23 protein-coding genes and 3 tRNA genes are annotated in these 22332 nt (G+C 39.9%); 2 read left to right on the top strand and 24 right to left on the bottom strand.

Going from position 1 to position 22332, the window contains the following annotated elements; translation table 11 throughout:
- Positions 1-13: 13 nt before the first annotated feature.
- The 23 genes from HMPREF0877_RS04330 to HMPREF0877_RS10250 all read right to left on the bottom strand — a co-directional run bounded on the left by HMPREF0877_RS04330 (position 14) and on the right by HMPREF0877_RS10250 (position 21029).
- Positions 14-96, bottom strand: a tRNA-Leu gene (locus HMPREF0877_RS04330).
- Positions 97-340: 244 nt separating this feature from the next.
- Positions 341-1624: a serine--tRNA ligase gene (serS, locus tag HMPREF0877_RS04335; RefSeq protein ID WP_002828025.1), complete on the bottom strand. Its 1284-nt coding sequence runs from the start codon at positions 1622-1624 to the stop codon at positions 341-343.
- 13 nt (positions 1625-1637) lie between these two features.
- Positions 1638-2291 carry a deoxynucleoside kinase gene (locus tag HMPREF0877_RS04340; protein WP_002828026.1) on the bottom strand — a complete coding sequence of 218 codons (654 nt, stop codon included), beginning with the start codon at positions 2289-2291 and terminating at the stop codon, positions 1638-1640.
- Between the two features lie 176 nt (positions 2292-2467).
- On the bottom strand, positions 2468-2884 hold the full coding sequence (locus HMPREF0877_RS04345; protein WP_002828027.1) for a F0F1 ATP synthase subunit epsilon: 417 nt from the start codon (positions 2882-2884) through the stop codon (positions 2468-2470).
- 17 nt (positions 2885-2901) lie between these two features.
- On the bottom strand, positions 2902-4302 hold the full coding sequence (gene atpD, locus HMPREF0877_RS04350) for a F0F1 ATP synthase subunit beta (RefSeq protein ID WP_002828028.1): 1401 nt from the start codon (positions 4300-4302) through the stop codon (positions 2902-2904).
- A gap of 44 nt (positions 4303-4346) precedes the next feature.
- On the bottom strand, positions 4347-5228 hold the full coding sequence (locus tag HMPREF0877_RS04355; RefSeq protein ID WP_002828029.1) for a F0F1 ATP synthase subunit gamma: 882 nt from the start codon (positions 5226-5228) through the stop codon (positions 4347-4349).
- 17 nt (positions 5229-5245) lie between these two features.
- Positions 5246-6757, bottom strand: coding sequence for a F0F1 ATP synthase subunit alpha (atpA, locus tag HMPREF0877_RS04360; RefSeq protein WP_002828030.1), 1512 nt, complete (start codon positions 6755-6757; stop codon positions 5246-5248).
- Between the two features lie 74 nt (positions 6758-6831).
- Entirely contained in the window at positions 6832-7374 is a 543-nt protein-coding gene (gene atpH, locus HMPREF0877_RS04365; RefSeq protein WP_002828031.1) for an ATP synthase F1 subunit delta, read from the bottom strand.
- Positions 7374-7889, bottom strand: coding sequence for a F0F1 ATP synthase subunit B (gene atpF, locus HMPREF0877_RS04370; RefSeq protein WP_002828032.1), 516 nt, complete (start codon positions 7887-7889; stop codon positions 7374-7376). The genes atpH and atpF overlap by 1 nt, the downstream gene beginning before the upstream one ends.
- A 24-nt stretch (positions 7890-7913) precedes the next feature.
- Positions 7914-8132, bottom strand: coding sequence for a F0F1 ATP synthase subunit C (gene atpE / locus HMPREF0877_RS04375; protein WP_002828033.1), 219 nt, complete (start codon positions 8130-8132; stop codon positions 7914-7916).
- Between the two features lie 38 nt (positions 8133-8170).
- The gene (gene atpB, locus HMPREF0877_RS04380; protein WP_002828034.1) at positions 8171-8881 is read right to left on the bottom strand and encodes a F0F1 ATP synthase subunit A; all 711 of its coding nucleotides are present in this window, start codon (positions 8879-8881) and stop codon (positions 8171-8173) included.
- A gap of 295 nt (positions 8882-9176) precedes the next feature.
- Positions 9177-10454 (bottom strand): solute carrier family 23 protein, encoded by a 1278-nt coding sequence (locus HMPREF0877_RS04385; protein WP_002828035.1) that lies wholly within the window; start codon positions 10452-10454, stop codon positions 9177-9179.
- Between the two features lie 241 nt (positions 10455-10695).
- Positions 10696-11328, bottom strand: coding sequence for an NAD(P)H-binding protein (locus HMPREF0877_RS04390; RefSeq protein ID WP_002828036.1), 633 nt, complete (start codon positions 11326-11328; stop codon positions 10696-10698).
- Between the two features lie 96 nt (positions 11329-11424).
- Positions 11425-12054, bottom strand: coding sequence for a uracil phosphoribosyltransferase (gene upp / locus HMPREF0877_RS04395; protein ID WP_040760557.1), 630 nt, complete (start codon positions 12052-12054; stop codon positions 11425-11427).
- Positions 12055-12094: 40 nt separating this feature from the next.
- Positions 12095-13345: a serine hydroxymethyltransferase gene (gene glyA / locus HMPREF0877_RS04400; RefSeq protein ID WP_002828038.1), complete on the bottom strand. Its 1251-nt coding sequence runs from the start codon at positions 13343-13345 to the stop codon at positions 12095-12097.
- Positions 13346-13374: 29 nt separating this feature from the next.
- Positions 13375-14403 (bottom strand): L-threonylcarbamoyladenylate synthase, encoded by a 1029-nt coding sequence (locus HMPREF0877_RS04405; RefSeq protein ID WP_002828039.1) that lies wholly within the window; start codon positions 14401-14403, stop codon positions 13375-13377.
- Positions 14404-14405: 2 nt separating this feature from the next.
- A complete protein-coding gene (gene prmC, locus HMPREF0877_RS04410) occupies positions 14406-15266 on the bottom strand; it encodes a peptide chain release factor N(5)-glutamine methyltransferase (protein WP_002828040.1) in 861 nt (286 codons plus the stop codon).
- Between the two features lie 9 nt (positions 15267-15275).
- Positions 15276-16361 carry a peptide chain release factor 1 gene (gene prfA, locus HMPREF0877_RS04415; RefSeq protein WP_002828041.1) on the bottom strand — a complete coding sequence of 362 codons (1086 nt, stop codon included), beginning with the start codon at positions 16359-16361 and terminating at the stop codon, positions 15276-15278.
- Positions 16362-16384: 23 nt separating this feature from the next.
- Complete coding sequence (locus HMPREF0877_RS04420) at positions 16385-16987, bottom strand: thymidine kinase (RefSeq protein ID WP_002828042.1); 603 nt, start codon at positions 16985-16987, stop codon at positions 16385-16387.
- 111 nt (positions 16988-17098) lie between these two features.
- Complete coding sequence (locus tag HMPREF0877_RS04425; protein WP_002828043.1) at positions 17099-17806, bottom strand: type 1 glutamine amidotransferase; 708 nt, start codon at positions 17804-17806, stop codon at positions 17099-17101.
- A gap of 4 nt (positions 17807-17810) precedes the next feature.
- Entirely contained in the window at positions 17811-19163 is a 1353-nt protein-coding gene (locus tag HMPREF0877_RS04430) for a MurT ligase domain-containing protein (protein WP_040760559.1), read from the bottom strand.
- A gap of 155 nt (positions 19164-19318) precedes the next feature.
- A complete protein-coding gene (gene manA, locus HMPREF0877_RS10245; RefSeq protein ID WP_040760561.1) occupies positions 19319-20284 on the bottom strand; it encodes a mannose-6-phosphate isomerase, class I in 966 nt (321 codons plus the stop codon).
- Between the two features lie 25 nt (positions 20285-20309).
- On the bottom strand, positions 20310-21029 hold the full coding sequence (locus HMPREF0877_RS10250) for a MucBP domain-containing protein (protein ID WP_002828046.1): 720 nt from the start codon (positions 21027-21029) through the stop codon (positions 20310-20312).
- 197 nt (positions 21030-21226) lie between these two features.
- Here HMPREF0877_RS10250 and HMPREF0877_RS04445 point away from each other — a divergent pair.
- Together HMPREF0877_RS04445 and HMPREF0877_RS04450 are read left to right on the top strand one after the other, a co-directional pair.
- A tRNA-Asn gene (locus tag HMPREF0877_RS04445) sits at positions 21227-21298 on the top strand.
- A gap of 133 nt (positions 21299-21431) precedes the next feature.
- Positions 21432-21503 (top strand) — tRNA-Asn (locus HMPREF0877_RS04450).
- A gap of 71 nt (positions 21504-21574) precedes the next feature.
- On the opposite strand, the gene HMPREF0877_RS04455 is transcribed toward HMPREF0877_RS04450, so the two are convergent.
- On the bottom strand, positions 21575-22306 hold the full coding sequence (locus HMPREF0877_RS04455; protein ID WP_002828047.1) for an SDR family NAD(P)-dependent oxidoreductase: 732 nt from the start codon (positions 22304-22306) through the stop codon (positions 21575-21577).
- Positions 22307-22332: the final 26 nt, after the last annotated feature.

Here is a 22332-nt window from a genome sequence, read left to right on the forward strand (position 1 = left end):
TCGATAATCGATATACGGATGACAGGAATCGAACCTGCACGCCCTAGGGGCACTGGAACCTAAATCCAGCGCGTCTGCCAGTTCCGCCACATCCGCAACAGACGTCAAACGAGTTTAACACTCGAGACAACTTTTATAGTATACCTAATCAATCAATAAGTGTCAATACTTATTTAGATTTTTATACCCGATGATAATTGTGTTATGCCTAACAACAACTTACCACTCGATATATATTACTAGGTTTTACCACTTTCTGCAACTGTTTTTTTGTTTTTCCAACAAAAAAGGCCAGGACAAAAGAAAATGTCCCAACCTCTGCTTGCTAAAATTGTATTAATTATAAGGAATCTTCTGGCACGATCTTATCTGCACCAAAGTATGGACGCAAAACTTCTGGAATTGTCACTGTGCCATCTTGGTTTTGGTAATTTTCCAAAATTGCAGCAACAGTACGACCAACTGCCAAGCCTGAACCATTCAACGTGTGCACAAATTGTAACTTACCGTTTTCATCACGATATTGAATTCGCGCACGACGGGCTTGGAAGGCTTCAGTATTTGATACTGAAGAAATCTCACGGTAAATATTTTGCTGTGGCATCCAAACTTCCACATCATAAGTTTTGGCTGCTGAGAATCCCATATCACCTGTTGATAGCGTGATGACATGATAAGGTAAGTTTAGCTTTTTAAGCAAATTTTCAGCATTAACCGTCATATCCTCTAATGCTTGGTATGAATCTTCTGGCTTAGTAAACTTAACCATCTCAACTTTATTAAATTGGTGCATACGAATCAATCCACGCGTATCACGTCCTGCTGAACCAGCTTCTTGACGGAATGCAGGTGATAGCGCAGTCACACTATATGGCAATTTGTCAGCATCAATCACTTCTTCACGGAAATAATTTGTTAATGGTACTTCAGCTGTTGGAATCAATGTCATTTCATCATTTGTACCAACCCGATAAGCATCATCCATGAATTTTGGATACTGACCAGTTCCGTACATCGCCTCGTCTTTAACAAGATAAGGTGTGATCATTTCCTTGTAACCTTCTTTTTGATGTTCATCAAGCATGAAATTATAAACAGCTCGTTCCAAGCGAGCACCTTGACCAACGTAATAAACAAAGCGGGCACCAGACACTTTGGCACCACGTTCAAAATCTAGAATACCTAATTCTTCACCGATTTCAAAATGAGCTTTAGGCGTAAAGTCAAAGGTAGGAATTTCACCCCATTGACGCTCTTCACGATTTGAATCTTCATCTGGTCCAACAGGAATTGTCTTGTTAGGCAAGTTTGGAAAATGGAGTGCCCGGTCTTGAATTTGCTTATCTAATGCCGTTACTTGCTCGTCTAGCTCCTTAATCGTCGCTGAAACCTTTTGCATTTCAGCTATCACTTCACTAGCATCCTCTTTTTGACGCTTCTTAAGACCGATTTGGTCTGACACCGTATTACGATGTGCCTTAAGCTCTTCAGTTTGAACCAATAATTCACGACGCTTGGCATCATCTGCTACCAAGGCATCAACTTCTTCAGGTGCAACACCACGTGTCGCTAATCGTTCTTTTACTTGTTCCGTTTCATGACGAATTAATTTCATATCTAACATAATAATTATTCTCCTAGTTACCCTTTAAACCTAGCTCCGTAATCTTATGATCAATCAATGCTAATACTTCTTTCGCTGCTGATTCATCAGCAACGAAGTCATACTGATCACCATCAATACTCAACTTTGGTGACCGGTCATAAGAATCAAACCAAGCAACATAGCGTTCATTCAAACTCTTATAGTAGTTGTATAGTGATGGATCATTTGCAATCTGTTCAAAATCACGACCACGCTTTTTAATACGTTCCAACATCGTTTCGAAACTAACATGAATATAAATCAGTAGATCCGGTGTCTTGACAATAGCATCATCAGAAAAATCTACTTGTTCCATGATGTTGTTTAATAAATCACCATAAATCTGCACTTCAGTTTGCGTTGCTCTATCTAAGTCTGCATTTAATTTAAATAATAATAAATCCTCAAAGATAGATCGATCAATCACATTTAATTGACTACCTTGTGCATCCTTGATATTATCCAAACGCTTATTTAAAAAATAATTTTGCAACAAAAATCCGTAACGCTTTGGGTCCTCATAAAACAATGGCAGAATAGGATTATCATCCACGGATTCGTATAAGGCTTCACTTCCTAAATGTTCTGCGAGCATCGTTGTTAAGCTGGTCTTTCCAGCACCAATAGTTCCCGATAGTACGATCATCCTGTTGTCCTACTTTCCTTAATCAATATTATGTCTATTTTATCAAATTTTACGCCGACTAACACGTCTAGTTTTATAAACTCTACATTGACACAAAAAAGTCATCAAACTACCAACTTGAAGCCAGTAGCTTGATGACTTTAATTTTGTTAATAAACGTTTATTCGTTTCATGAATTACTTTTTACCAGTAACCACATGAATACGATTAACCGCACGCATTAAGGCAGCTTGTGCACGTGCAACATCATCTGTATCGCTTGCAGCTATATGCTTCTCAGCACGTTCCTTAGCCTGTTCAGCACGCTCAACATCAATGTCCTTTGCACGCTCTGCACTGTCAGACACAATTGTTAATTGATTTTCAGAGAACTCTGCAAAACCACCACTAACCGCAATGATTTCTTCAAATCCTTCCTCTTCATCAACAATCTTCACCTCGCCAATGTGCAACGATGCAATAATTGGTGCATGGTTTGCCATGATTCCCTCATCACCATTAGTTGTGTCAAGCACAACCAATGATGCAGTTTCATGTCCAAACACCACACCATCTGGCGTTACCACCTTAACATGTAGGGTGTGTTCACTCATGGCGCCGCCCCCTTTGTTTAGTTAGCCATTTGAGCAGCTTTTTCGGCTACCATTTCAACGGCACCAACGTTACGGAAGGCATCTTCAGGATATTGGTCATACTTACCATCCAAAATTTCCTTGAAACTGCGTACAGTTTCAGTCAATGGTACGTATTGTCCAGGCAATCCCGTAAATGTCTCAGCAACAGAGAATGGTTGAGACAAGAAGAATTGGATACGACGAGCACGGTTAACAATCGTCTTCTCTTCGTCTGACAATTCATCCATTCCTAGGATAGAAATGATATCTTGTAACTCACGGTAACGTTGAAGTGTGTGTTGTACTTCAGTTGCAACATCATAATGCTCTTGACCAACAATTTCTGGTGCTAAGGCTGTTGACGTTGAAGCCAACGGATCCACAGCTGGGTAGATTCCTTGTTGCGTCAATGAACGTTCCAAGTTGGTCGTTGCGTCCAAGTGGGCGAACGTCGTTGCAGGAGCAGGATCAGTATAATCATCGGCAGGCACGTAAACGGCTTGGATTGATGTAACTGAGCCCTTCTTTGTTGAAGTGATTCGCTCTTGCAATTGACCCATTTCAGTAGCTAATGTTGGTTGGTACCCAACGGCTGATGGGATTCGTCCAAGCAAGGCAGAAACTTCTGATCCAGCTTGCGTGAAACGATAAATGTTATCGATGAATAATAGCACATCTTGACCATTAACATCACGGAAATGCTCAGCAATTGTCAAACCAGTTAAGGCAACACGCATACGTGCACCAGGTGGCTCATTCATTTGACCGTAGACCATGGCAGTTTGCTTCAAAACACCAGATCCTTGCATTTCATAGTACATGTCATTACCTTCACGGGTACGCTCACCCACACCAGTAAAGACAGAAATACCATTGTGACCTTGTGCGATGTTGTGAATCAATTCTTGAATCAACACCGTCTTACCAACACCGGCACCACCGAACAGACCAATTTTTCCACCACGAACATATGGTGCTAATAGATCAATAACTTTGATACCAGTTTCTAGAATTTCTGTTGATGTTGACAACTCATCGTATGCAGGTGCATCACGGTGAATTGGGTCACGTTGTACGTCGTCTCCTAGTGCTTCTCCACCATCAACTGGCTCTCCTAGCACATTAAACACACGTCCCAACGTTGCCTCACCAACAGGGACACTGATTGACTTTTCAGTGTCTGTTGCCGTCATTCCACGGCGCAATCCATCAGTTGAGTCCATGGCAATCGTACGTACGACACCATCACCCAATGACAAAGAAACTTCAACCGTCAATGTTTGATCATCACCTTTATCGATAATCAAAGCATTGTTAATATCTGGAATCTTTGAGTCTGATGGAAAGGCAATGTCAACAACGGGACCAATGACTTGAACAACTTGTCCGGTATTCATTGTCGTTTCCTTCCTTCATTCGTATAAATCTGATGCAAGATGCTTTAATCCAAAGCGGCCATTCCACCAGTAATTTCTGTAATTTCAGTCGTAATTGCACTCTGACGCGCACGGTTGAACTGAAGACCAAGTGAATCAATAATTTCCTTGGCATTATCAGTTGCTGAAGACATCGCATTTGCAGATGCCGCATGTTCAGCAGTTTTCGCATCAATGATGGCACCATATACTAAACTCTCAGCATATTGTGGTAACACAACACCCAAAATTTGTTCAGCTGACGGCTCCATCTCATAGTCGGCCGTATACTTACTGTCATCCTTAGATTCTTCCAAATCCTCTGTTGAAACTGGAAGCATCTTTTCGAGATGTACTTCGTTAGAAATACGACTGACAAAATGCTGATAACCCACAATTAATTCATCAAAGACTTCGTTATCATACATTGTCGTGACTGTCTTAACGATCTCCCGCACCTCTGTAAAGGTCGGTACATCAGATACGCCACGATATTCGTATGCAACATCAAAGCCACGCTTCTTAAAGAAGTCAGCACCATTACCACCAACTGCTAAAATAACAACTTGATCAGGTGTCAATTGGCGTTCCGTAATTCTAGCCATTAATTCTTTTAATAGTGTTGAATTATAGCCACCAACTAACCCACGATCAGATGATAGGACTAAGAATCCTACCTTTGATACATGCCGTTGTTCAAGCAACGTTCCTGACACATTATTAATATGTGCAGTTGCTAGGTGTGCTACAACGTCATGAAGGGCATCGGCATAAACCGTATATGAACCACCATGACGTTGAATTTGGCTTAATTTAGAAGTTGAGACCATTTGCATGGCACTCGTGATTTGACGCGTCTTTTTTGTTGAGGCAATTCGGCGTTGAATATCTTGTAAAGAAGCTGCCATTTATCGCCCCTCCTTTACTATTCTGCTGAGCTAGCAAATGTTGCTTTGAATTCCTTAATTGCTGCATCCATTGCATCAGTATCAGGCAAATTCTTTGTCTCGACGATTGTCTCGAACAAATCATTGTGTGATGCGTGAACGGCAGAAATTAATTCTGACTCAAAACGTAGAATGTCATCAACCGCAACATCATCCATAAATCCATGTGTCAAAGCATATAGTGATAGCACTTGCTCTTCAACAGGAAGTGGTTGGTGTAATGGTTGCTTTAATAGCTCAACGGTACGACGACCACGTGCTAGCTTAACTTGCGTTGCTTCATCCAAATCTGAACCGAATTGGGCGAATGACTCAAGCTCCTTGTATGAAGCCAAGTCCAAACGTAACGTACCAGCAACTTTCTTCATGGCTTTAATTTGTGCGTCACCACCAACACGAGAAACAGAAGTTCCGGCATCAATAGCAGGACGAACACCAGCGTAGAACTGATCAGAATCCAAGAAAATTTGACCGTCTGTGATTGAAATAACGTTAGTTGGGATGTATGCAGAAACATCACCAGCTTGTGTCTCAATAATTGGCAAAGCCGTCATTGACCCACCACCAAGTTCGTCTGACAACTTGGCAGCACGCTCTAACAAACGTGAATGCAAGTAGAAGACATCACCAGGGTAGGCTTCACGTCCAGGTGGACGACGAAGAATTAATGACAGCTCACGATATGCCGTTGCTTGCTTTGACAAGTCATCATAAATGATCAGCACATGCTTGCCGTTATACATAAATTCCTCACCCATTGCAGCACCAGCATAAGGCGCTAGGTAAAGCATTGGGGCTGGTTCTGAAGGACTAGCGGTAACAACAATTGTGTAGTCCATGGCACCCATACGACGCAAAGTTTCAACTTGTGTACGAACAGTTGATGCTTTTTGTCCAATAGCAACATAAACAACAATCATATCTTGATCTTTTTGGTTCAAGATTGTGTCAATAGCAACTGATGTCTTACCAGTCTTACGATCACCGATAATTAACTCACGTTGACCACGTCCAATTGGTACCAAAGAATCCACAGCCTTTAGACCAGTTTGTAGTGGTTCAAACACAGATTTACGCTCCATAACACCTGGAGCTTTAACTTCAACAGGACGTGTTTTGTCTGTTTCAACTGGGCCCATACCATCGACAGGTTGTCCCAAAGCGTTAACAACACGACCAATCAGTTGCTCACCAACAGGCACTTCCATGATACGACCAGTGCGCTTAACAGTATCGCCTTCACGAATGCTGTCATAGCTACCAAGAATAATGATACCAACATCATTTGATTCCAAGTTCTGCGTCATACCATAAACGCCGTTCTCAAATTCGACAAGCTCACCGGCAAGGGCGTTTTCCAACCCAGTTGCGCGAGCGATACCATCACCAATGTAGGTAACAGTTCCAGTTTCTTTTACTGTTAAGTCGTCTTGATAATTGGCTAATTGCTTTTTGATGAGTGAACTGATTTCTTCAGCTTTGATGCTCATTTCAGCAGTTCCTCTTTCTTTATAGTGTGTCTATTCATCACACACAACATCAATTTCAACTAGAATTTCGATTACTAGCGGATGATACTCTGACGAATAGCAGCTAACTTAGTTGCTAATGATCCATCCAAAATTTGGTCATTGGCTTTAACAATAACCCCACCAAGTAAGTCCTCATCAACGATTTGCGTCAAACGCACTTCGTTAGCCTGATAACGTTGAACAAGTTGCTCTTTCAAGCGTGAAACTTGCTCATCACTCAATGGCACCGCTGTTTGCACCTCTGCGTTCACAACACCAGCAGCTTTATTAACAAGTTCTTCATACTTAGTAATAATCGCTGGTAAGTTTTGGATACGACGGTAGTCATATGTCATCTGAATCAGATTAGCGACTACTTGACTCGTTCCTTCAGATAAAGTTGCTAACATATTACGCTTAGCAGCTTCATCAATTCGCAAAGATAGCAATGCTTTCGTAAATTCTGGATTTTGTACTAATATATCACGAATAGCTGTCAATTCAGCTAGCGTGTCAGCATCAGTACCTTGATCATGGGTTAATTCGAACAAAGCAACGGCATATCGCTTAGCAATCGTTGCTTTATCTAATGCCATTACTTGTTACCTAACCCTTCAATATAAGCGTCAATAAGCGCTTTTTGATCATCTAATTTTAGTTCTTTCTGGATAATCTTTTGTGCGATGGTTACTGAAAGTTCAGCAACTTCACTCTTAACGTCAGCCATTGCTTCAGAACGTTCTTGTGCAATTTGTGCACTTGCTTGTTCCTTTGTAGCTTGGGCATCTGCCTGAGCATCAGCAACGATTTGGTCACGTTGCTTTCCTGCTGCTGTCTTAGCATCAGAAACGATGCTGTTGGCTTCAGTACGTGCTGATTGCAACTGTTCAGAACGCTTAGCAGCCATTTCTTCGGCTTGCTGACGCGCTTCTTCAGCAGTATCCAAATCGTGGGCAACCTTCTCCGCACGCTTTTCCATCATTTTTACTACCGGACCCCAAGCATACTTCTTCAAAAGAAGCATCAATACTAGGAATGCCACTAGCACAAACAACATGTTACCCAAAGCCAACCCTTCGCTAGCACCCGCTAGAACAATTTGATTAAACATAATTAGTTGGCCTCCGCGTTTCGATTATCGTGCTAACAACATGAAGGCAATAGCGATAGCGATGATTGGAACGGCCTCAACCAAACCAACTCCGATGAACATGTTCGTACGTAACTTACCTTCTAATTCAGGTTGACGCGCCGTACCAGCGATCATACTTGAAATAACAATACCATTACCAATACCAGCACCAATAGCGGCACCAGCTGCGGCAACTCCAACACCAATGGTTGCAACATCCATTTTTACAATCCTCCGATTAATTTAAACAGTTACTGTAGTTACTCTGTCTTTTCTGAAACATAGACAGTTGTCAAAGTGACGAAGACAAACGCTTGAATTGCCCCAATAAATAATGAAAATCCTTGCCATATAATTGTGAGCAAGAATGCTGGTACAAATGAAATTGCACCGGCAGACTGAGCTAATTGCCACAATAGAGACAAAACCATTTCACCAGCAAAGATATTACCGAACAGACGTAGTCCCAATGTTAAGAAACTTGTAAACTGCTCAATAAGATTTAAGGGGAACAAGACACTAAACGGTGACAGATATACTGACTTGAAGTAATTCTTGAAACCTTGCTTTTCAACACCTAAAAAGTGGGCAATGGTAATAGCAATTAATGCTAATGTCATTGTCACTAATGGGTTAGCTGTTGGGGAGTTCAGGAATGTATTACCACCAACATCAACCGTAAAGGCGACACCTAATTGATTTCCAACGAAGATGAACAAAAACATGGAAAATATGAAAAACTTCAAACTGTTACCAGTCTTATTTGGTAGTGATCCATCAACAATATTGTTGGTAAAATCAATGACCCACTCTAGCATATTCTGTTTACTCTTTCCAGCCGGCTTCATCACCAACTTTCGAGAGGTCCAAAACGCTAATAGAAAAACTATTGTCATTGAAACTAATGTTGAAATTACCACACTCCAATCAAACGTCAACCCCGCAATGCTAAAGGTCGCGGTTTTCTCCAATGAAATTCACCTCTTTCCTTTCTTGAAGTATAATCAAGCGGCATGCATTTGAAACAGAACCGTTTAACTTTTACCACCTAATATTACCCCTTTTTGGACTTAATTCAATCATTAACAATCATAGGTACTTGTCCCATTTTTGCAACGCTTTTTTATAAAGCTTGTTATATCACACTTTCTACTATTCCAAAAAAGAATAATAAAACTTTTTTATCCAAAATAGAAATGCTTATTATATATAAATCTTAACTTAAAAAATAAAAGACAGCTTTTTTGCAAAAACTGTCTTTATTTTTTATTTTTCAGAAGCAGCCTTTTCAGGCAATATTAAATTCAACACAATGCCCAGAACTGTTGCAATAGCAACACCTGAGAACTGTACGATGTTATTTCCGTGGCCAGTTTGTAGGTAGGCATTTCCAATACCAATGACCAAAACTGATGAGGTAATCATCAAGTTACGCTTCAAATTAAAGTCAAGTTTATTTTCAACAATGATACGTAACCCTGAAGCAGCAATGACCCCAAACAACAAAAATGAAACACCACCAGTTACTGCACCTGGAATACTTTGAATAACTGCCGATAACTTACCAACGAAGGAGAATAGAATCGCAAATATGGCTGCACCAATCAAAACATAGACTGAATGAACCTTAGTAATAGCCATCACACCAATGTTCTCACCATATGAAGTAACTGATGGACCTCCTACTAACCCCGCAAATAGCGAAGCAGCGCCGTCCCCAGCTAAAGTTCGGTGTAAGCCAGGATTTTTGATATAATCACGCCCTGTTAAGTTATCCAAAACCATCAAATGACCTAAGTGTTCGGTGATTGTTACTAATGCGATCGGTGCCATCACTAGTACCGCACCCCAATGCATGATTGGTGTATAGTCAACAAAAGGTATGTCAAATTTTGGCAAGGCAAACCAAGCCGCATCAGCAACCGGCTTTAAATCAACTAATCCAACGACAATTGCTAGTAGATAGCCAGTAATTATACCTAATAGAATTGGAATCAACCCTAGAAAACCACGTAGATACATATTAAAGAAGATTGTGACACCTAGTGTTACCATAGCAACTAAAAATACACGAATATCATATTTACCATTCAATAATGTTGCCGACTGAGCTGCTGAACCAGACAATGATAGTCCAATCACCATAATAATCGGACCAACAACAATTGGTGGTAATAGTTTTTCAATCCATTCGGTACCAATAAAGCCTACAATTGCTGCGACAATCAAATAAACAATTCCGACAGAGATAACTCCAGTAGCAACACCCGGATAACCAGTTGTTTTCATTAAGGCAACCATCGGAATAATAAATGCAAAACTTGAACCCATGTAGGCAGGAATTTGACGTTTTGTAATCAAAATATGCAATAACGTTCCCACACCTGAACTAAACAACGCAATTCCTGGATTTAATCCAACTAATAGTGGCACTAAAACCGTTGATCCAAACATCGAAAACATATGCTGTAACGATAGCCCTATCCATTGCCAGAAACCTGGTTTCTCATTCACATCTAATACAACATCACGTTTCATTTCCATTGTGTTAATCCTTCCATATATAAACTTATAACCTGAAATAAAAAAGTTGCGGTATAAAAATACCCCAACTTGATAGATTTATCTAATATGATAGTTTCGCTCACCGCCAGATTTACACGACAGCACCAAAATAATCTTATTAGCCTCACAGGACCAAGTTAAAGTTATTTTTTAACGATTATAATTATATATCAGTTAACAAAATTAGTAAACAAAACTTCTACCGGTTAAACGTTTTAAATCAAACCAATTTTGCAATTTCAGTTTCAATGGTGTTTTCACCATCACTCATCGATAGCACTTTACCATAGGTATTCTTAGCATTTAAAATGCCGACTAATACATCAACAACATTTTCAATACTATTTTGTGCTGGCGAATCAGGATCAAATGCAATTTTCCCTGACCCAGGTGTTTCCGTTAAGGCACCTGGTTGCAAAATCGTATAATTGCGGGTTGTATGATCGATCAACCAGTTATCAGCAAAGAACTTGGCAATATTATAATCTCTTAGCTCTTCGCCCCAAGCCTTAGGGTTTGTTGCTTGCCAACTACTTAACATAATAAATCGGTCAATACCAGCTTTTTCAGCCGCATTTTCTAACTTCACGGCACCAAATGCATCAACTTGTAACAAATTCTTTCCTTTTGAACCTGCAACAAAATAAACTGCATCTAATTTTAAGTCAAGTAATTCATTTACTAATTGCTCTTCATCAATCAATACATCTAGTTTAGCCAAAACAACTCGTTTACTAGTAAACGTCTCATCTAAGTGACGGGTACCTGCAATCACTTCATGGCCTTCAGCTGCTAACTTTTCAACTAATAAATGACCAACACGACCACTTGCACCAACTACCAAAATTCTCATAAATACCCCTCTCTAAAAATAAAAAAGGTCAGGACATATTCTTTTGTCCCAACCTCTCCACAACATTTCTATCGATAATAATGAAATTTTATTCGCTTAATGAGTTCCAAACAAGCGATCACCCGCATCACCAAGACCCGGAATAATATAACCATGTTCGTTAAGCTTCTCATCTAAGCCAGCTGTATAAATATCTACATCTGGATGTGCCTTCTGAACTGTTTCGACACCAACTGGCGCTGAAACTAACGTGATTAACTTAATTTTTGTTGCGCCACGCTTCTTTAATGCATCAATTGCCATGACGGCTGATCCACCAGTTGCTAACATTGGATCAACCACCAAAACCTCACGTTGATCAATATCCTCAGGCAACTTAACAAAGTACTCAACTGGTTCAAGTGATTCTTCATCACGATACATACCAATGTGACCAATTCGAGCAGCAGGGATCAACTTCATAATGCCATCAACCATTCCCAAACCAGCACGCAAAATTGGCACAATCGCAAGTTTCTTACCAGCAAGTGTTTTTTGTGTTGTTGTTGCAACTGGTGTTTCAACAACAACATCTTCAACTGGTAAATCACGAGTTACTTCATAAGCCATTAATGATGCAATTTCATCAACAATCTCACGAAATTCTTTTGTACCAACATTTTTATTACGAATAATCGTTAATTTGTGTTGAATTAATGGGTGATCAAAAACCGTTAGCTTACTCATTTCAAAGCTCCATTTCATTTTTCTTTATTATAACGCTTTTTTAATTAGCGTGTTCAATTCCTGATAAGGGGAATCGACTTGTTAAGCCCAATACAGATTGTTCCACTGATGCAAGTGTTGCTTCATCTTCAGGATTAGCAAGTACCTTCAAAATTAATTCGGCCACTTCTACTGCTTCTGCCTCTTTGAAACCACGAGTCGTAATTGCTGGTGTCCCAATTCGAATACCTGATGTCACAAATGGGCTGCGTGGTTCATTTGGAATCGCCTCTTTATTTGTTGTAATATGCACACTGTCCAAGACATTTTGCGCTTTTTTACCAGAGATACCCGTTTTGGTTAGATCTAAATTAAATAGGTGATTATCCGTACCACCTGAAACGACACGAACAAGATCTGATTTTGCAAAGACATCAGCCATTGCCTTTGCATTAGCAATAACTTGTTGACCATATGTTTTAAAACTAGGTTGCATAGCCTCATAAAAGGCAACTGCTTTACCTGCAATAACATGCTCTAATGGTCCACCTTGCGTACCTGGGAAAATTGCTGAATTCAACGCCTTACCCAATTCTTCTTTAGCTAAAATCAATCCGCCACGTGGTCCACGCAATGTTTTATGCGTTGTTGATGTCACAACATCAGCGATTCCTACTGGTGATGGATGAACCCCAGCTGCGACCAAACCAGCAATGTGCGCCATATCAACCATTAAGTATGCCCCAACAGAATCCGCAATTTCACGGAATCGATCGAAATCAATAAAGCGTGAATATGCTGATGCCCCGGTAACAATTAATTTTGGTTGATACTCAGCAGCTAATGCGGCAACCTGATCATAATCAATTCGTTCATTATCATCCAATCCATAAGCGTGAAATTGGTATGTTTTCCCCGAAAAGTTAACTGCAGATCCATGTGTCAAATGACCTCCAGCATTAAGATCAAGCCCCAAGACATGATCACCCGGTTCCAATAATGCTGCATAAACAGCTGCATTTGATTGTGAGCCAGAATGCGGCTGTACGTTTGCATACTCTGCCCCGAAAAGTTCTTTCACACGATCAATCGCTAATTGCTCGACTTGATCAATATATTCTGTTCCACCGTAGTATCGCTTATTAGGATAACCTTCAGCATACTTATTAGTTAGAATACTTCCTTGAGCAGCACGTACACCTGCAGATGCAATATTTTCTGAAGCAATCAGTTCAATATTATGTTCTTGACGATCAGCTTCACGATCGATTGCAGCCCACAATTCAGGATCAAAATCACGGTAATTTGTCATTGGGTTTGACCTCCTTTAAGTCAAGCAGCTTAAATATGTAACAACTCAGTAATCCAGTGTCCACCTGATGCTTTACCTAAACGGTTATTATAAGCACCATTCACATCAACTTGCGGCATTGCAGCGACAAGAATAGTTTGTACATCCTTCTTATCGTCAAAATAACGTAACCCTGCAAATAATTTTGCAGCAGCTGTGTCATTATTATCTCCTAATGACCAAATAAAATCCATACCTGCTAGCTGATGTTTTTTAATTAAATCATTCGTTAACATTAGTCCAACTGGTTCAACTTGAGATTGCATCCAAATAATTGCCTGTGTCCAGTCCTCTGGTGCAACCATGTAAACTGCCTTATCAGGAGCATAATGGCGATATTTCATACCTGGTGCCTTAGGTGTTTCATTATCAGCCACACGATGAATTTCAGAATCAACTGGTACACCAATTACTGATTCTATTTGTGCTGGTGTAATTTTCCCAGGACGTAAAACCGCTGGCATGTCAGTTGATAGATCCAATACCGTTGATTCAACCCCAATTTTAGTGGGACCATCATCCAAAATACCAGCAATTTTACCATGTAGATCATGGTAAACATGTTTTGCTAATGTTGGTGAAGGCTTGCCCGATGTATTAGCTGAAGGACCAACAAGTGGTTTACCACTTTCACGAATTAACTGACGAGTGGCAGCATTGTCAGGCAAACGAACCGCTACCGTGTCCAAACCACCAGTGACTGTCATTGATAATACATCTGGTTTAACGGGCAAAATCATCGTTAGTGGTCCTGGCCAATAAGCAGCCATAAGTTTTTGCGCGCGTTCATTGACAATAGCAAAATCTGCCACTTGTTCTGGATCAGCAACATGTACGATCAAAGGGTTATCTGAAGGACGCCCCTTCGCTGCATACACTTTACCAACAGCCTTTTCATTATATGCATCTGCACCAAGTCCATAAACAGTTTCAGTCGGAAAGGCAACTAATGAACCACGTTTAATTGCACGAGCTGCCGCATCCATTTCATCTACTGTCCATATTTTTGTTTCTGTCATTTCTAAATCTCCCGTAATACTTTAATCATTCGATCATGACCACTCAGATCTTGACGCAACGTTACGATGACATGAGGTAATGTGCTGAATAAATCAACAAGCTTTTCTCCTTGTTGATACCCAATTTCAAAGTATGCGGCCCCACCGGGTTTTAGAAAGGTCAGTAAGTCCGTAGCCATTTTCTTATATAGTGCTAAACCATCATCATCTGCATAAAGCGCAATATCTGGTTCAAACATGACAACTGATTCATCCATCAGTGATTGTTCATTACGACTAATATAAGGTGGATTGGCGACAATAATATCAAAACTACCTGTGACACCTGTAAATAAATCACTCTGAAGTAATTGTACTGACGGTGCGTATAGTTGCGCATTTTCTTTTGCAACAGCCAACGCCTCTTCAGAAATATCAGCACCAACCACTGCCCAACTGGTACGCTCTGCGCTCAAAGAAACAGCAATCGCACCTGAGCCAGTACCCATGTCTAATACATGTTGTTCCGTATTTGTCGGATGATCCGCTAACACCCATTCCACAAGCTCTTCAGTTTCCTGTCGCGGAATCAAGACACGGCGATCTACCTGAAATTCACGGCCATAAAACGCAGCATGTCCAAGGGCATATTGCACTGGTTGTCCACCCTTAATTGCCCGCACAGCCACCATAAATCGCAGACGCTTTTCATCCTCTAAAACTGTGTTTAAGTTATTTGCCAATTGCGCATAGTTCCAATCCATCATACCAGTTAATAAATAATCGATTTGTGCCATACGCTCGTCTATATCATGAATGTAAGGCTCTAATTGCCAATCTCCCCATTCACGAACAGCTTGAATAGTCCATTGTTCATCAAACATACGTTTATATTACCCTTGTTTTAAGGCTTCAAGCTTTGCTGTTTGGTCAGCAATCAACAAAGCATCAATCACATCTGATAACTCACCGTTCATAATACGGTCTAATTTATTCAATGACAGACCAATTCGATGATCAGTCACACGATTCTGTGGATAATTATATGTGCGAATTCGTTCAGAACGGTCACCAGTTCCGACTGCTGTCTTGCGTTGTTCAGCGTACTCCGCTTCATTCTGTGAAGCGTAATAATCATACACACGAGCCTTTAAGATTTCCATTGCCTTGGCACGATTCTGTTGTTGTGAACGTTGATCTTGCATCGCAACAACGATACCAGTTGGCAAATGCGTCATACGTACCGCTGAAGAGGTCTTATTAATGTGCTGACCACCGGCACCAGATGAACGATACACATCGACACGCAAATCTTTATCGGCAATTTCGATATCAACGTCTTCATATTCTGGCATCACACCAACTGTCGCTGTGGAAGTATGAACACGACCTGCGGATTCGGTTTCTGGCACTCGTTGCACACGATGCGCACCATTTTCAAACTTTAACTTTGAATAAACATTATTACCAGTGATCATTAAGACAATTTCCTTGTAACCGCCAATTTCTGTCTTATTTTCATCAATGATTTCAACTTGCCAACCTTGTTTTTCAGCATAACGAACATACATATCATAAAGATCAGCTGCAAATAATGCACCTTCATCCCCACCGGCTGCTCCGTGGATTTCCATGATGATATTCTTATCATCATTAGGATCCTTAGGTAGTAATAAAATCTTAATTTGATCTTCTAATGCTTCTTTTTCCACACGAAGATCCTTTAATTCTTCTTTAGCTAGTTCTTCTAACTCTGAATCATTGGCTTCTTCACGTAAAATTTCTTCATTTTCTTCGATACCTACAACCACTTGTTTGTAGTGCTTAAAGGTCTCGACTGTCTCACGTAAACTACCTTCTTCTTTAGACAATGCTAAAAAGCGTTTTGTGTCTGCAATAACTTCTGGATCAGAAATCATTTCACTGACTTCTTCATAGCGATCTACAACAGACTGCACCTTTTCAAAAATTTCATCCATATCTTTTCAATCCCTTAACTATTTTATTTATTGTTTAATCCTGTCCGACGGGCTAATGCTTGTAAATCAGGATGATTATAATGTTTCCGACAAACCGGCATATAGGCCTCATCCCCACCAATTTGAACTTGTTCACCTTCATATACAGGTTGACCGTTCGAAATGCGTAAATTCATAATCGCTTTCCGACCACAAAATGAGCAGAGGGTTTTCATCTCTTCAATCTTATCAGCATAAATCAACAATGCCTCTGAACCCGGAAATAGTTGATTAAATGCATCATTTTTTAGGCCAAAAGTCAGTACTGGAATATTTAATTCGTCCACAACTCTGGTTAATTGCAAAACCTGTGCTTTAGTCATAAATTGTGCTTCATCAATTAACACAGCTGCGACCGACTTATTTTGTGATATCAATTCAAACAGGTCATCGGTCGTTTGAATTGCTTGCGCCGCCCGTTGCATCCCAATTCTTGATGCAATTTCGCCAACTCCTGATCGATTATCAAGCGCACTGGTTAAGAGCAGCACACGTCTTTGCTGCACCTCATAGTTATGTGCAACTTTTAAAATCTCAATACTTTTACCACTGGCCATTGCACCATAACGAAAGAATAATTGCGCCATCTTTTTCTGCCTTTCTCCTGTATAAGTCCAGTTTACACTCCAGTCTAGTATACCAAAAATGTGAATAAAAAAAAGAGAATGGCGTTAACACTCATCCTCTTCATCAGGTAGTTAGAAAAACTCAGGTGTAATCGTTGCAATTTTTTCTTGCCAATCAACATCTGGATATTTCCGTTCTAAAGCAAGTTGTAAAATATGTAGCGCCAAATTTCCATTACGAGTCAAAATAGGGCCATGAAAGTATGTGCCATAAACGTTACGGTACACTAACCCCTCGCCACCATCTTCACCATTGTTACCATTACCTTTAATCACTTTACCCAGTGGACGCTCATCATCACCTAGGAAAGTTCGTCCTTGATGATTTTCAAAACCATGATACTCTAAATCATTAACCTCATCATGGATCGTTACATTACCAATAAAACGATTATCAGGCTGGTTTAATGTGTAATGGCTCAATGCACCAATCCCATCAACTCTCGTACCATCAGCCAACAAAAAATACTGACCCAATAGTTGGAAACCACCACAAACTCCTAATAATGGCCCATTTGTTTCAATATATTGTTTCAAAGCTGGTGCTTTATCTGGCAAATCATCAGCGACTATCATTTGTTCATAATCCTGGCCACCACCAAATAACACGAAATCATAAGCCGTTGGATTAAATTCATCGCCTAATGAAACAATTGTCTCATCAACAGCAACCCCAATTTGTTGCGCATAATATCTGAGGGCAACAATATTACCAAAATCACCGTACGTATTCATTAAATCACCATACAAGTGTGCTGTATGTAACTTATAATCAGCCATTGGCTTATTCCCCCATTCCTGTATGAATATAATTTTGTTGTTTCAATTCTGCACGTAATTGTAGCATTGCTGTGTAGGTTGCTAAGATATAAACCCGTTTGGTTGGCATCGACTTGATTGCCGTTACAATTTGCTTCAAATCTTGATAAACTGGGTGATCACCAAAACCAGCCATCTTTAATCGAACATAGAGGTCTTTGTAACGTTCACCACCCGTTGCCACTGCTTGAATCCCAGTATCATGTAATGATTCAAAATTGGCATCCCATATCCAACTAGTATCAATACCATCCGCATAGTTAGCATTTAACAGGGCAATTATTGAGAATGGTTGATCATCAGTTTTCATCATATCAATCACTTGATTAGCACCTACTGGATTTTTGATCAAGACGATGGTCACCTCTTTATCATCGACTTTGACCGCTTCTTGGCGTCCAAATATTTGCGCATTAGATGAAAAGGCTCGTTGAATTTGCGCCACTGACACACCCATATAACGACCAACTGCATAAGCTGCTAGTGCGTTATAAATATTGTACATACCCCCAATTTCAATCTGAAAAGTCTTACCATCAATATCAAAATTCGATGAAATTGGCGTTAATTTATTCAATTTTGTTACTGCGTAATTCAAGGCAGGACGTTTAAAATCATCAGTCACAGAAAAATAATCTCCCTGATTACCAAATGTCATAAAATGATAATGCAAGATAGAATTATCTGTTGGTGATAACACACCATCAGTATTATGTGGCGCCTTCATATCTCCGGTAGCTGGCACATGTTCAAATCCATAATAAACTTTTGGATTAGGCAAATCGCCACGCATAAAAATTGGCGAATCAGCGTTAGCAATCACAGTTGCTTCAGGAAAGAGACGAATACCTTTTAAAATTTTCTCATAAGTTGTGTAAATTTCGCCATATCGATCCATTTGATCACGGAAAATATTTGTTAACACAAATGCTTTAGGTTTCAATTGTTTAGCTACGGCAGCCACATTGGCTTCATCAACTTCAAGTAAAGCAACTGGACGTTGTTTTTTATCAGTCACTTTGGCTGTCAGCATGGTACCAGTAATTCCCTGCATCATATTTGATCCAGACGGATTGGTGATGACATCAGCATATTTTTCGCGTAATACCCGCGTCGTCAACGTTGTAGTCAACGTCTTACCGTTTGTTCCAGTAATCAGGATAACATCATACTTTTCAGCATAGCTTTGCATCACATTAGGGTCAATTTTTGTCGCTAATTTCCCGGGCAATGAGGTACCACCACGGTGTAATACATCATGTAATACAGCATAAGTACCCTTCCCAACCAAAGTTGCTAATCCACTCTTAAGGCTCATGTTATCCTCCTGCTTGTGCTTACTAATCACACACGTTTTTATCTTCAACTTTATTTGTAATAATCATCTATCAAATTTTACCATTTTGAAATAAATAAAGACACCACTGTTCATATAACAGTTGGCGCCTTTAACATAAATGTTATGGTTACATTTTATAGTGATTTTGGTCCAGGTGTTGATGTAATCAAGGTTGCATGTCCATTAATTGTCCATGATTCAACATCATTAGGTAAAATAAAACTAGCCCCTTTAGCCAAGGTATAAGTAACCCCAAAGACCGTCAATTCAATATCACCATCAACAACCGTTGCCAATGTGTAAGGTGCCGTTGCATCGACCGTTGCCCGTCCTGCAATGTCCCATTTAACAACATTGAAATATGGTGCAGTGACCAATTCCGTGAGCGTTAAATCCTCAATATGTGAAACCTTTTGTTCTGGCTTAGTAGGGACAAACGGAACTGTTGTCACATTCTTAGCATCAGCTAAATGCAAATCGCGCTTTTCACCTGTCTTTGCATCGACACGATCAAAATCATATACACGATACGTCACATCTGAAGACTGTTGCGTTTCCAATGTTAATACACCTTCGCCTAGTGCATGCAATGTACCAGAAGGAACATAAAAGAAATCACCTGCTTTGACCGGAACTTTTTGTAATAATTTATCCCAATCTGCATTATCGACCTCTTGATCGAATGTTTGCTTATCTTTGGCTGTATGCCCATAATAAATGGTTGCCCCTGGTTCAGCAGATAAAATATACCAAGACTCTGTTTTACCTAATTCACCTGCATGCTCACCTGCATATTTATCATCAGGATGTACTTGAACAGATAAATCACGATGAGCATCTAAGATTTTTACTAATAATGGAAATGGTCGATCAACATCTTTGTTCGCAAACAATGTTGGTTCATCATGCCATAATTCTGCAACTGTTTTACCCGCATATTTACCATTAGTAACCGTAACTGGCCCATTAGGATGCCCCGAAATCACCCATGCTTCACCGGTTTTTTCTGATGGGATGTCAAAATCGTAAACGTCACGTAAAGCTGTACCGCCCCAAATTTTTTCGTGTAATGCTGGCTTTAATATCAATGGTTCTGTCATCATGTTCCCCCGACTAATTATATATTTAATTTAACGACAAATAAATATTTGATAACCATCCTTGTTGAGCAACGTGATACCACGTCACCCCTGAAGGATCTACTACCTGCTCTGTAATATCTACAGCAACACCATGCTGGATACGCCCAATTTCATGACCATATGGTTGTGAATAAACAGCAACATCAGCACCCGGAATATAATCAACTTTCCCATGCGCACTATATGGCGTTGGTTGCCAGACAGTTGGTCGTTTCCACTCGGCCACCGGTTGTTGATGTTGACCATCATTATCCGTTAGCTTCATAGTTTGCATATCATACTTGAGCCACCGTGAATCTGCTAATTGATACCAAAAATCACCAGTCCGTGTTGCCATTCGTTGTGCAACCTTCACGACAGACCCTGCCCACAATTTCTGACCAGTTTCAGTTGCATCTTCTACCCCAACTACGGGCTGTATATTAGCAAAAATATGCAAATATTTGTGCGTTAATTTTTCTGTTTCAGCAACATCTTCACGCTGATAGTAAAATGTTGTCGTATACATTTTTTGCTCATCAAAAGTACCAGTTAGTGTGCCTTCCGAAGACACAAAACGATAGCCTGGTATTGACTCAGGATCAATTGAAAATGTTTCACCAACATAACCGTCAATTAACCGTGCCCGTGTCAGCGCACTTTTTGTATCAACATCTTTTGCATAAACCCATACGGGCATCCCTCTTAGTTGAAAGTCAGCCATCTGCGCTGCCTCCTAATCGTCATTTATTAGTTCTATCATACCAATTAAATGAAATTTTTTCTTCTTTTATTGACATCCTTTTACTTTTTATTTAGGATTCATTTCTTTATAAAAAGCAACGATTAGATTTTTTTCATTTATCTGGTTGACTTTTAATTTTCAAACATGTATATTAAATATATTCGCTGGTTAATTATTGCTCTGTAGTTCAGTGGTAGAATAACTCACTGTTAATGAGGAGGTCGCTGGTTCGAACCCAGCCAGAGCAGTTATATAAAAGGAATATTTTGATCACTTCAAGACATCTCTTTTATATATCAGATAAATTAAAAAACTTTCATTTATCTGGTTGACTTTTAATTATAAGCATTGTATATTAATTACATTGCTTGATGCGATTATTGCTCTGTAGTTCAGTGGTAGAATAACTCACTGTTAATGAGGAGGTCGCTGGTTCGAACCCAGCCAGAGCAGTTATATAGTAAAAAGATGTTGTACTTCATTTGAAGCGCAACATCTTTTTTATTGTTATGAATTTGTATTAACTAAATTGCTGTATAACCACCATCAACTAACAACGTCGTGCCATTAACAAATGATGCATCTTCACTAGCTAGGAAAGCGACTACCTTGCCAACTTCTTCTGGCTTGCCTAGACGACCTGCTGGATGCAATGCAATGAGATCCTCCTTATTAGCACCAGCAATCAATGGTGTATCAATATAACCTGGCGCAACTGCATTTACCCGAATATCTTCTGATGCATAAGTTGCTCCTAATGTTTGAGTCAGCAACTTAACACCACCTTTGGCAGCAGCATAAGCAGTGACACCACGCTTACCAACAAAACTATGAATTGATCCGGTATTAACAATAACGCCTTTGCCCTGCTTACGCATTTGTTCAATTGCATATTTATCAGACAAGAAAACACCACTCAAATTAATATCAATCGTTGTTGACCACTGATCATAAGTCATATCAGTAATATCACCATCACGTGCAATTCCTGCATTGGCCACCATGATATCTAACGAACCAAATTGCGCAACAGTTTGTTGCACCAAATTCTTAACATCGTCTTCAACCATGACATTTGTTTTAACAAACGAAACAATACTTGCATCCCCCAATGATGCAGCAACTTCTGAACCTTTTTCTGATAAATCCGCAATAACAACCTTAGCCCCCTCTGCTAAAAATTGTTTAACGATAGCTAGTCCGATTCCTGAAGCACCACCAGTGACAACAGCAACCTTATCTGTAAATTTTCCCATGATATTTCCCCTTTAATAAGATTTCT

Source organism: Weissella paramesenteroides ATCC 33313, assembly GCF_000160575.1.
Classification (GTDB): domain Bacteria; phylum Bacillota; class Bacilli; order Lactobacillales; family Lactobacillaceae; genus Weissella; species Weissella paramesenteroides.

Coding starts and splice junctions, on each gene's coding strand:
- serS (WP_002828025.1), bottom strand. CDS start 1,624: ATGTTAGATATGAAATTAATTCGTCATGAAACGGAACAAGTAAAAGAA.
- HMPREF0877_RS04340 (WP_002828026.1), bottom strand. CDS start 2,291: ATGATCGTACTATCGGGAACTATTGGTGCTGGAAAGACCAGCTTAACA.
- HMPREF0877_RS04345 (WP_002828027.1), bottom strand. CDS start 2,884: ATGAGTGAACACACCCTACATGTTAAGGTGGTAACGCCAGATGGTGTG.
- atpD (WP_002828028.1), bottom strand. CDS start 4,302: ATGAATACCGGACAAGTTGTTCAAGTCATTGGTCCCGTTGTTGACATT.
- HMPREF0877_RS04355 (WP_002828029.1), bottom strand. CDS start 5,228: ATGGCAGCTTCTTTACAAGATATTCAACGCCGAATTGCCTCAACAAAA.
- atpA (WP_002828030.1), bottom strand. CDS start 6,757: ATGAGCATCAAAGCTGAAGAAATCAGTTCACTCATCAAAAAGCAATTA.
- atpH (WP_002828031.1), bottom strand. CDS start 7,374: ATGGCATTAGATAAAGCAACGATTGCTAAGCGATATGCCGTTGCTTTG.
- atpF (WP_002828032.1), bottom strand. CDS start 7,889: ATGTTTAATCAAATTGTTCTAGCGGGTGCTAGCGAAGGGTTGGCTTTG.
- atpE (WP_002828033.1), bottom strand. CDS start 8,132: ATGGATGTTGCAACCATTGGTGTTGGAGTTGCCGCAGCTGGTGCCGCT.
- HMPREF0877_RS04385 (WP_002828035.1), bottom strand. CDS start 10,454: ATGGAAATGAAACGTGATGTTGTATTAGATGTGAATGAGAAACCAGGT.
- HMPREF0877_RS04390 (WP_002828036.1), bottom strand. CDS start 11,328: ATGAGAATTTTGGTAGTTGGTGCAAGTGGTCGTGTTGGTCATTTATTA.
- upp (WP_040760557.1), bottom strand. CDS start 12,054: ATGAGTAAGCTAACGGTTTTTGATCACCCATTAATTCAACACAAATTA.
- glyA (WP_002828038.1), bottom strand. CDS start 13,345: ATGACAAATTACCGTGATTTTGATCCTGAATTGTGGGCTGCAATCGAT.
- HMPREF0877_RS04405 (WP_002828039.1), bottom strand. CDS start 14,403: ATGACAGAAACAAAAATATGGACAGTAGATGAAATGGATGCGGCAGCT.
- prmC (WP_002828040.1), bottom strand. CDS start 15,266: ATGTTTGATGAACAATGGACTATTCAAGCTGTTCGTGAATGGGGAGAT.
- prfA (WP_002828041.1), bottom strand. CDS start 16,361: ATGGATGAAATTTTTGAAAAGGTGCAGTCTGTTGTAGATCGCTATGAA.
- HMPREF0877_RS04420 (WP_002828042.1), bottom strand. CDS start 16,987: ATGGCGCAATTATTCTTTCGTTATGGTGCAATGGCCAGTGGTAAAAGT.
- HMPREF0877_RS04425 (WP_002828043.1), bottom strand. CDS start 17,806: ATGGCTGATTATAAGTTACATACAGCACACTTGTATGGTGATTTAATG.
- HMPREF0877_RS04430 (WP_040760559.1), bottom strand. CDS start 19,163: ATGAGCCTTAAGAGTGGATTAGCAACTTTGGTTGGGAAGGGTACTTAT.
- manA (WP_040760561.1), bottom strand. CDS start 20,284: ATGACAGAACCATTGATATTAAAGCCAGCATTACACGAAAAAATTTGG.
- HMPREF0877_RS10250 (WP_002828046.1), bottom strand. CDS start 21,029: ATGGCTGACTTTCAACTAAGAGGGATGCCCGTATGGGTTTATGCAAAA.
- HMPREF0877_RS04455 (WP_002828047.1), bottom strand. CDS start 22,306: ATGGGAAAATTTACAGATAAGGTTGCTGTTGTCACTGGTGGTGCTTCA.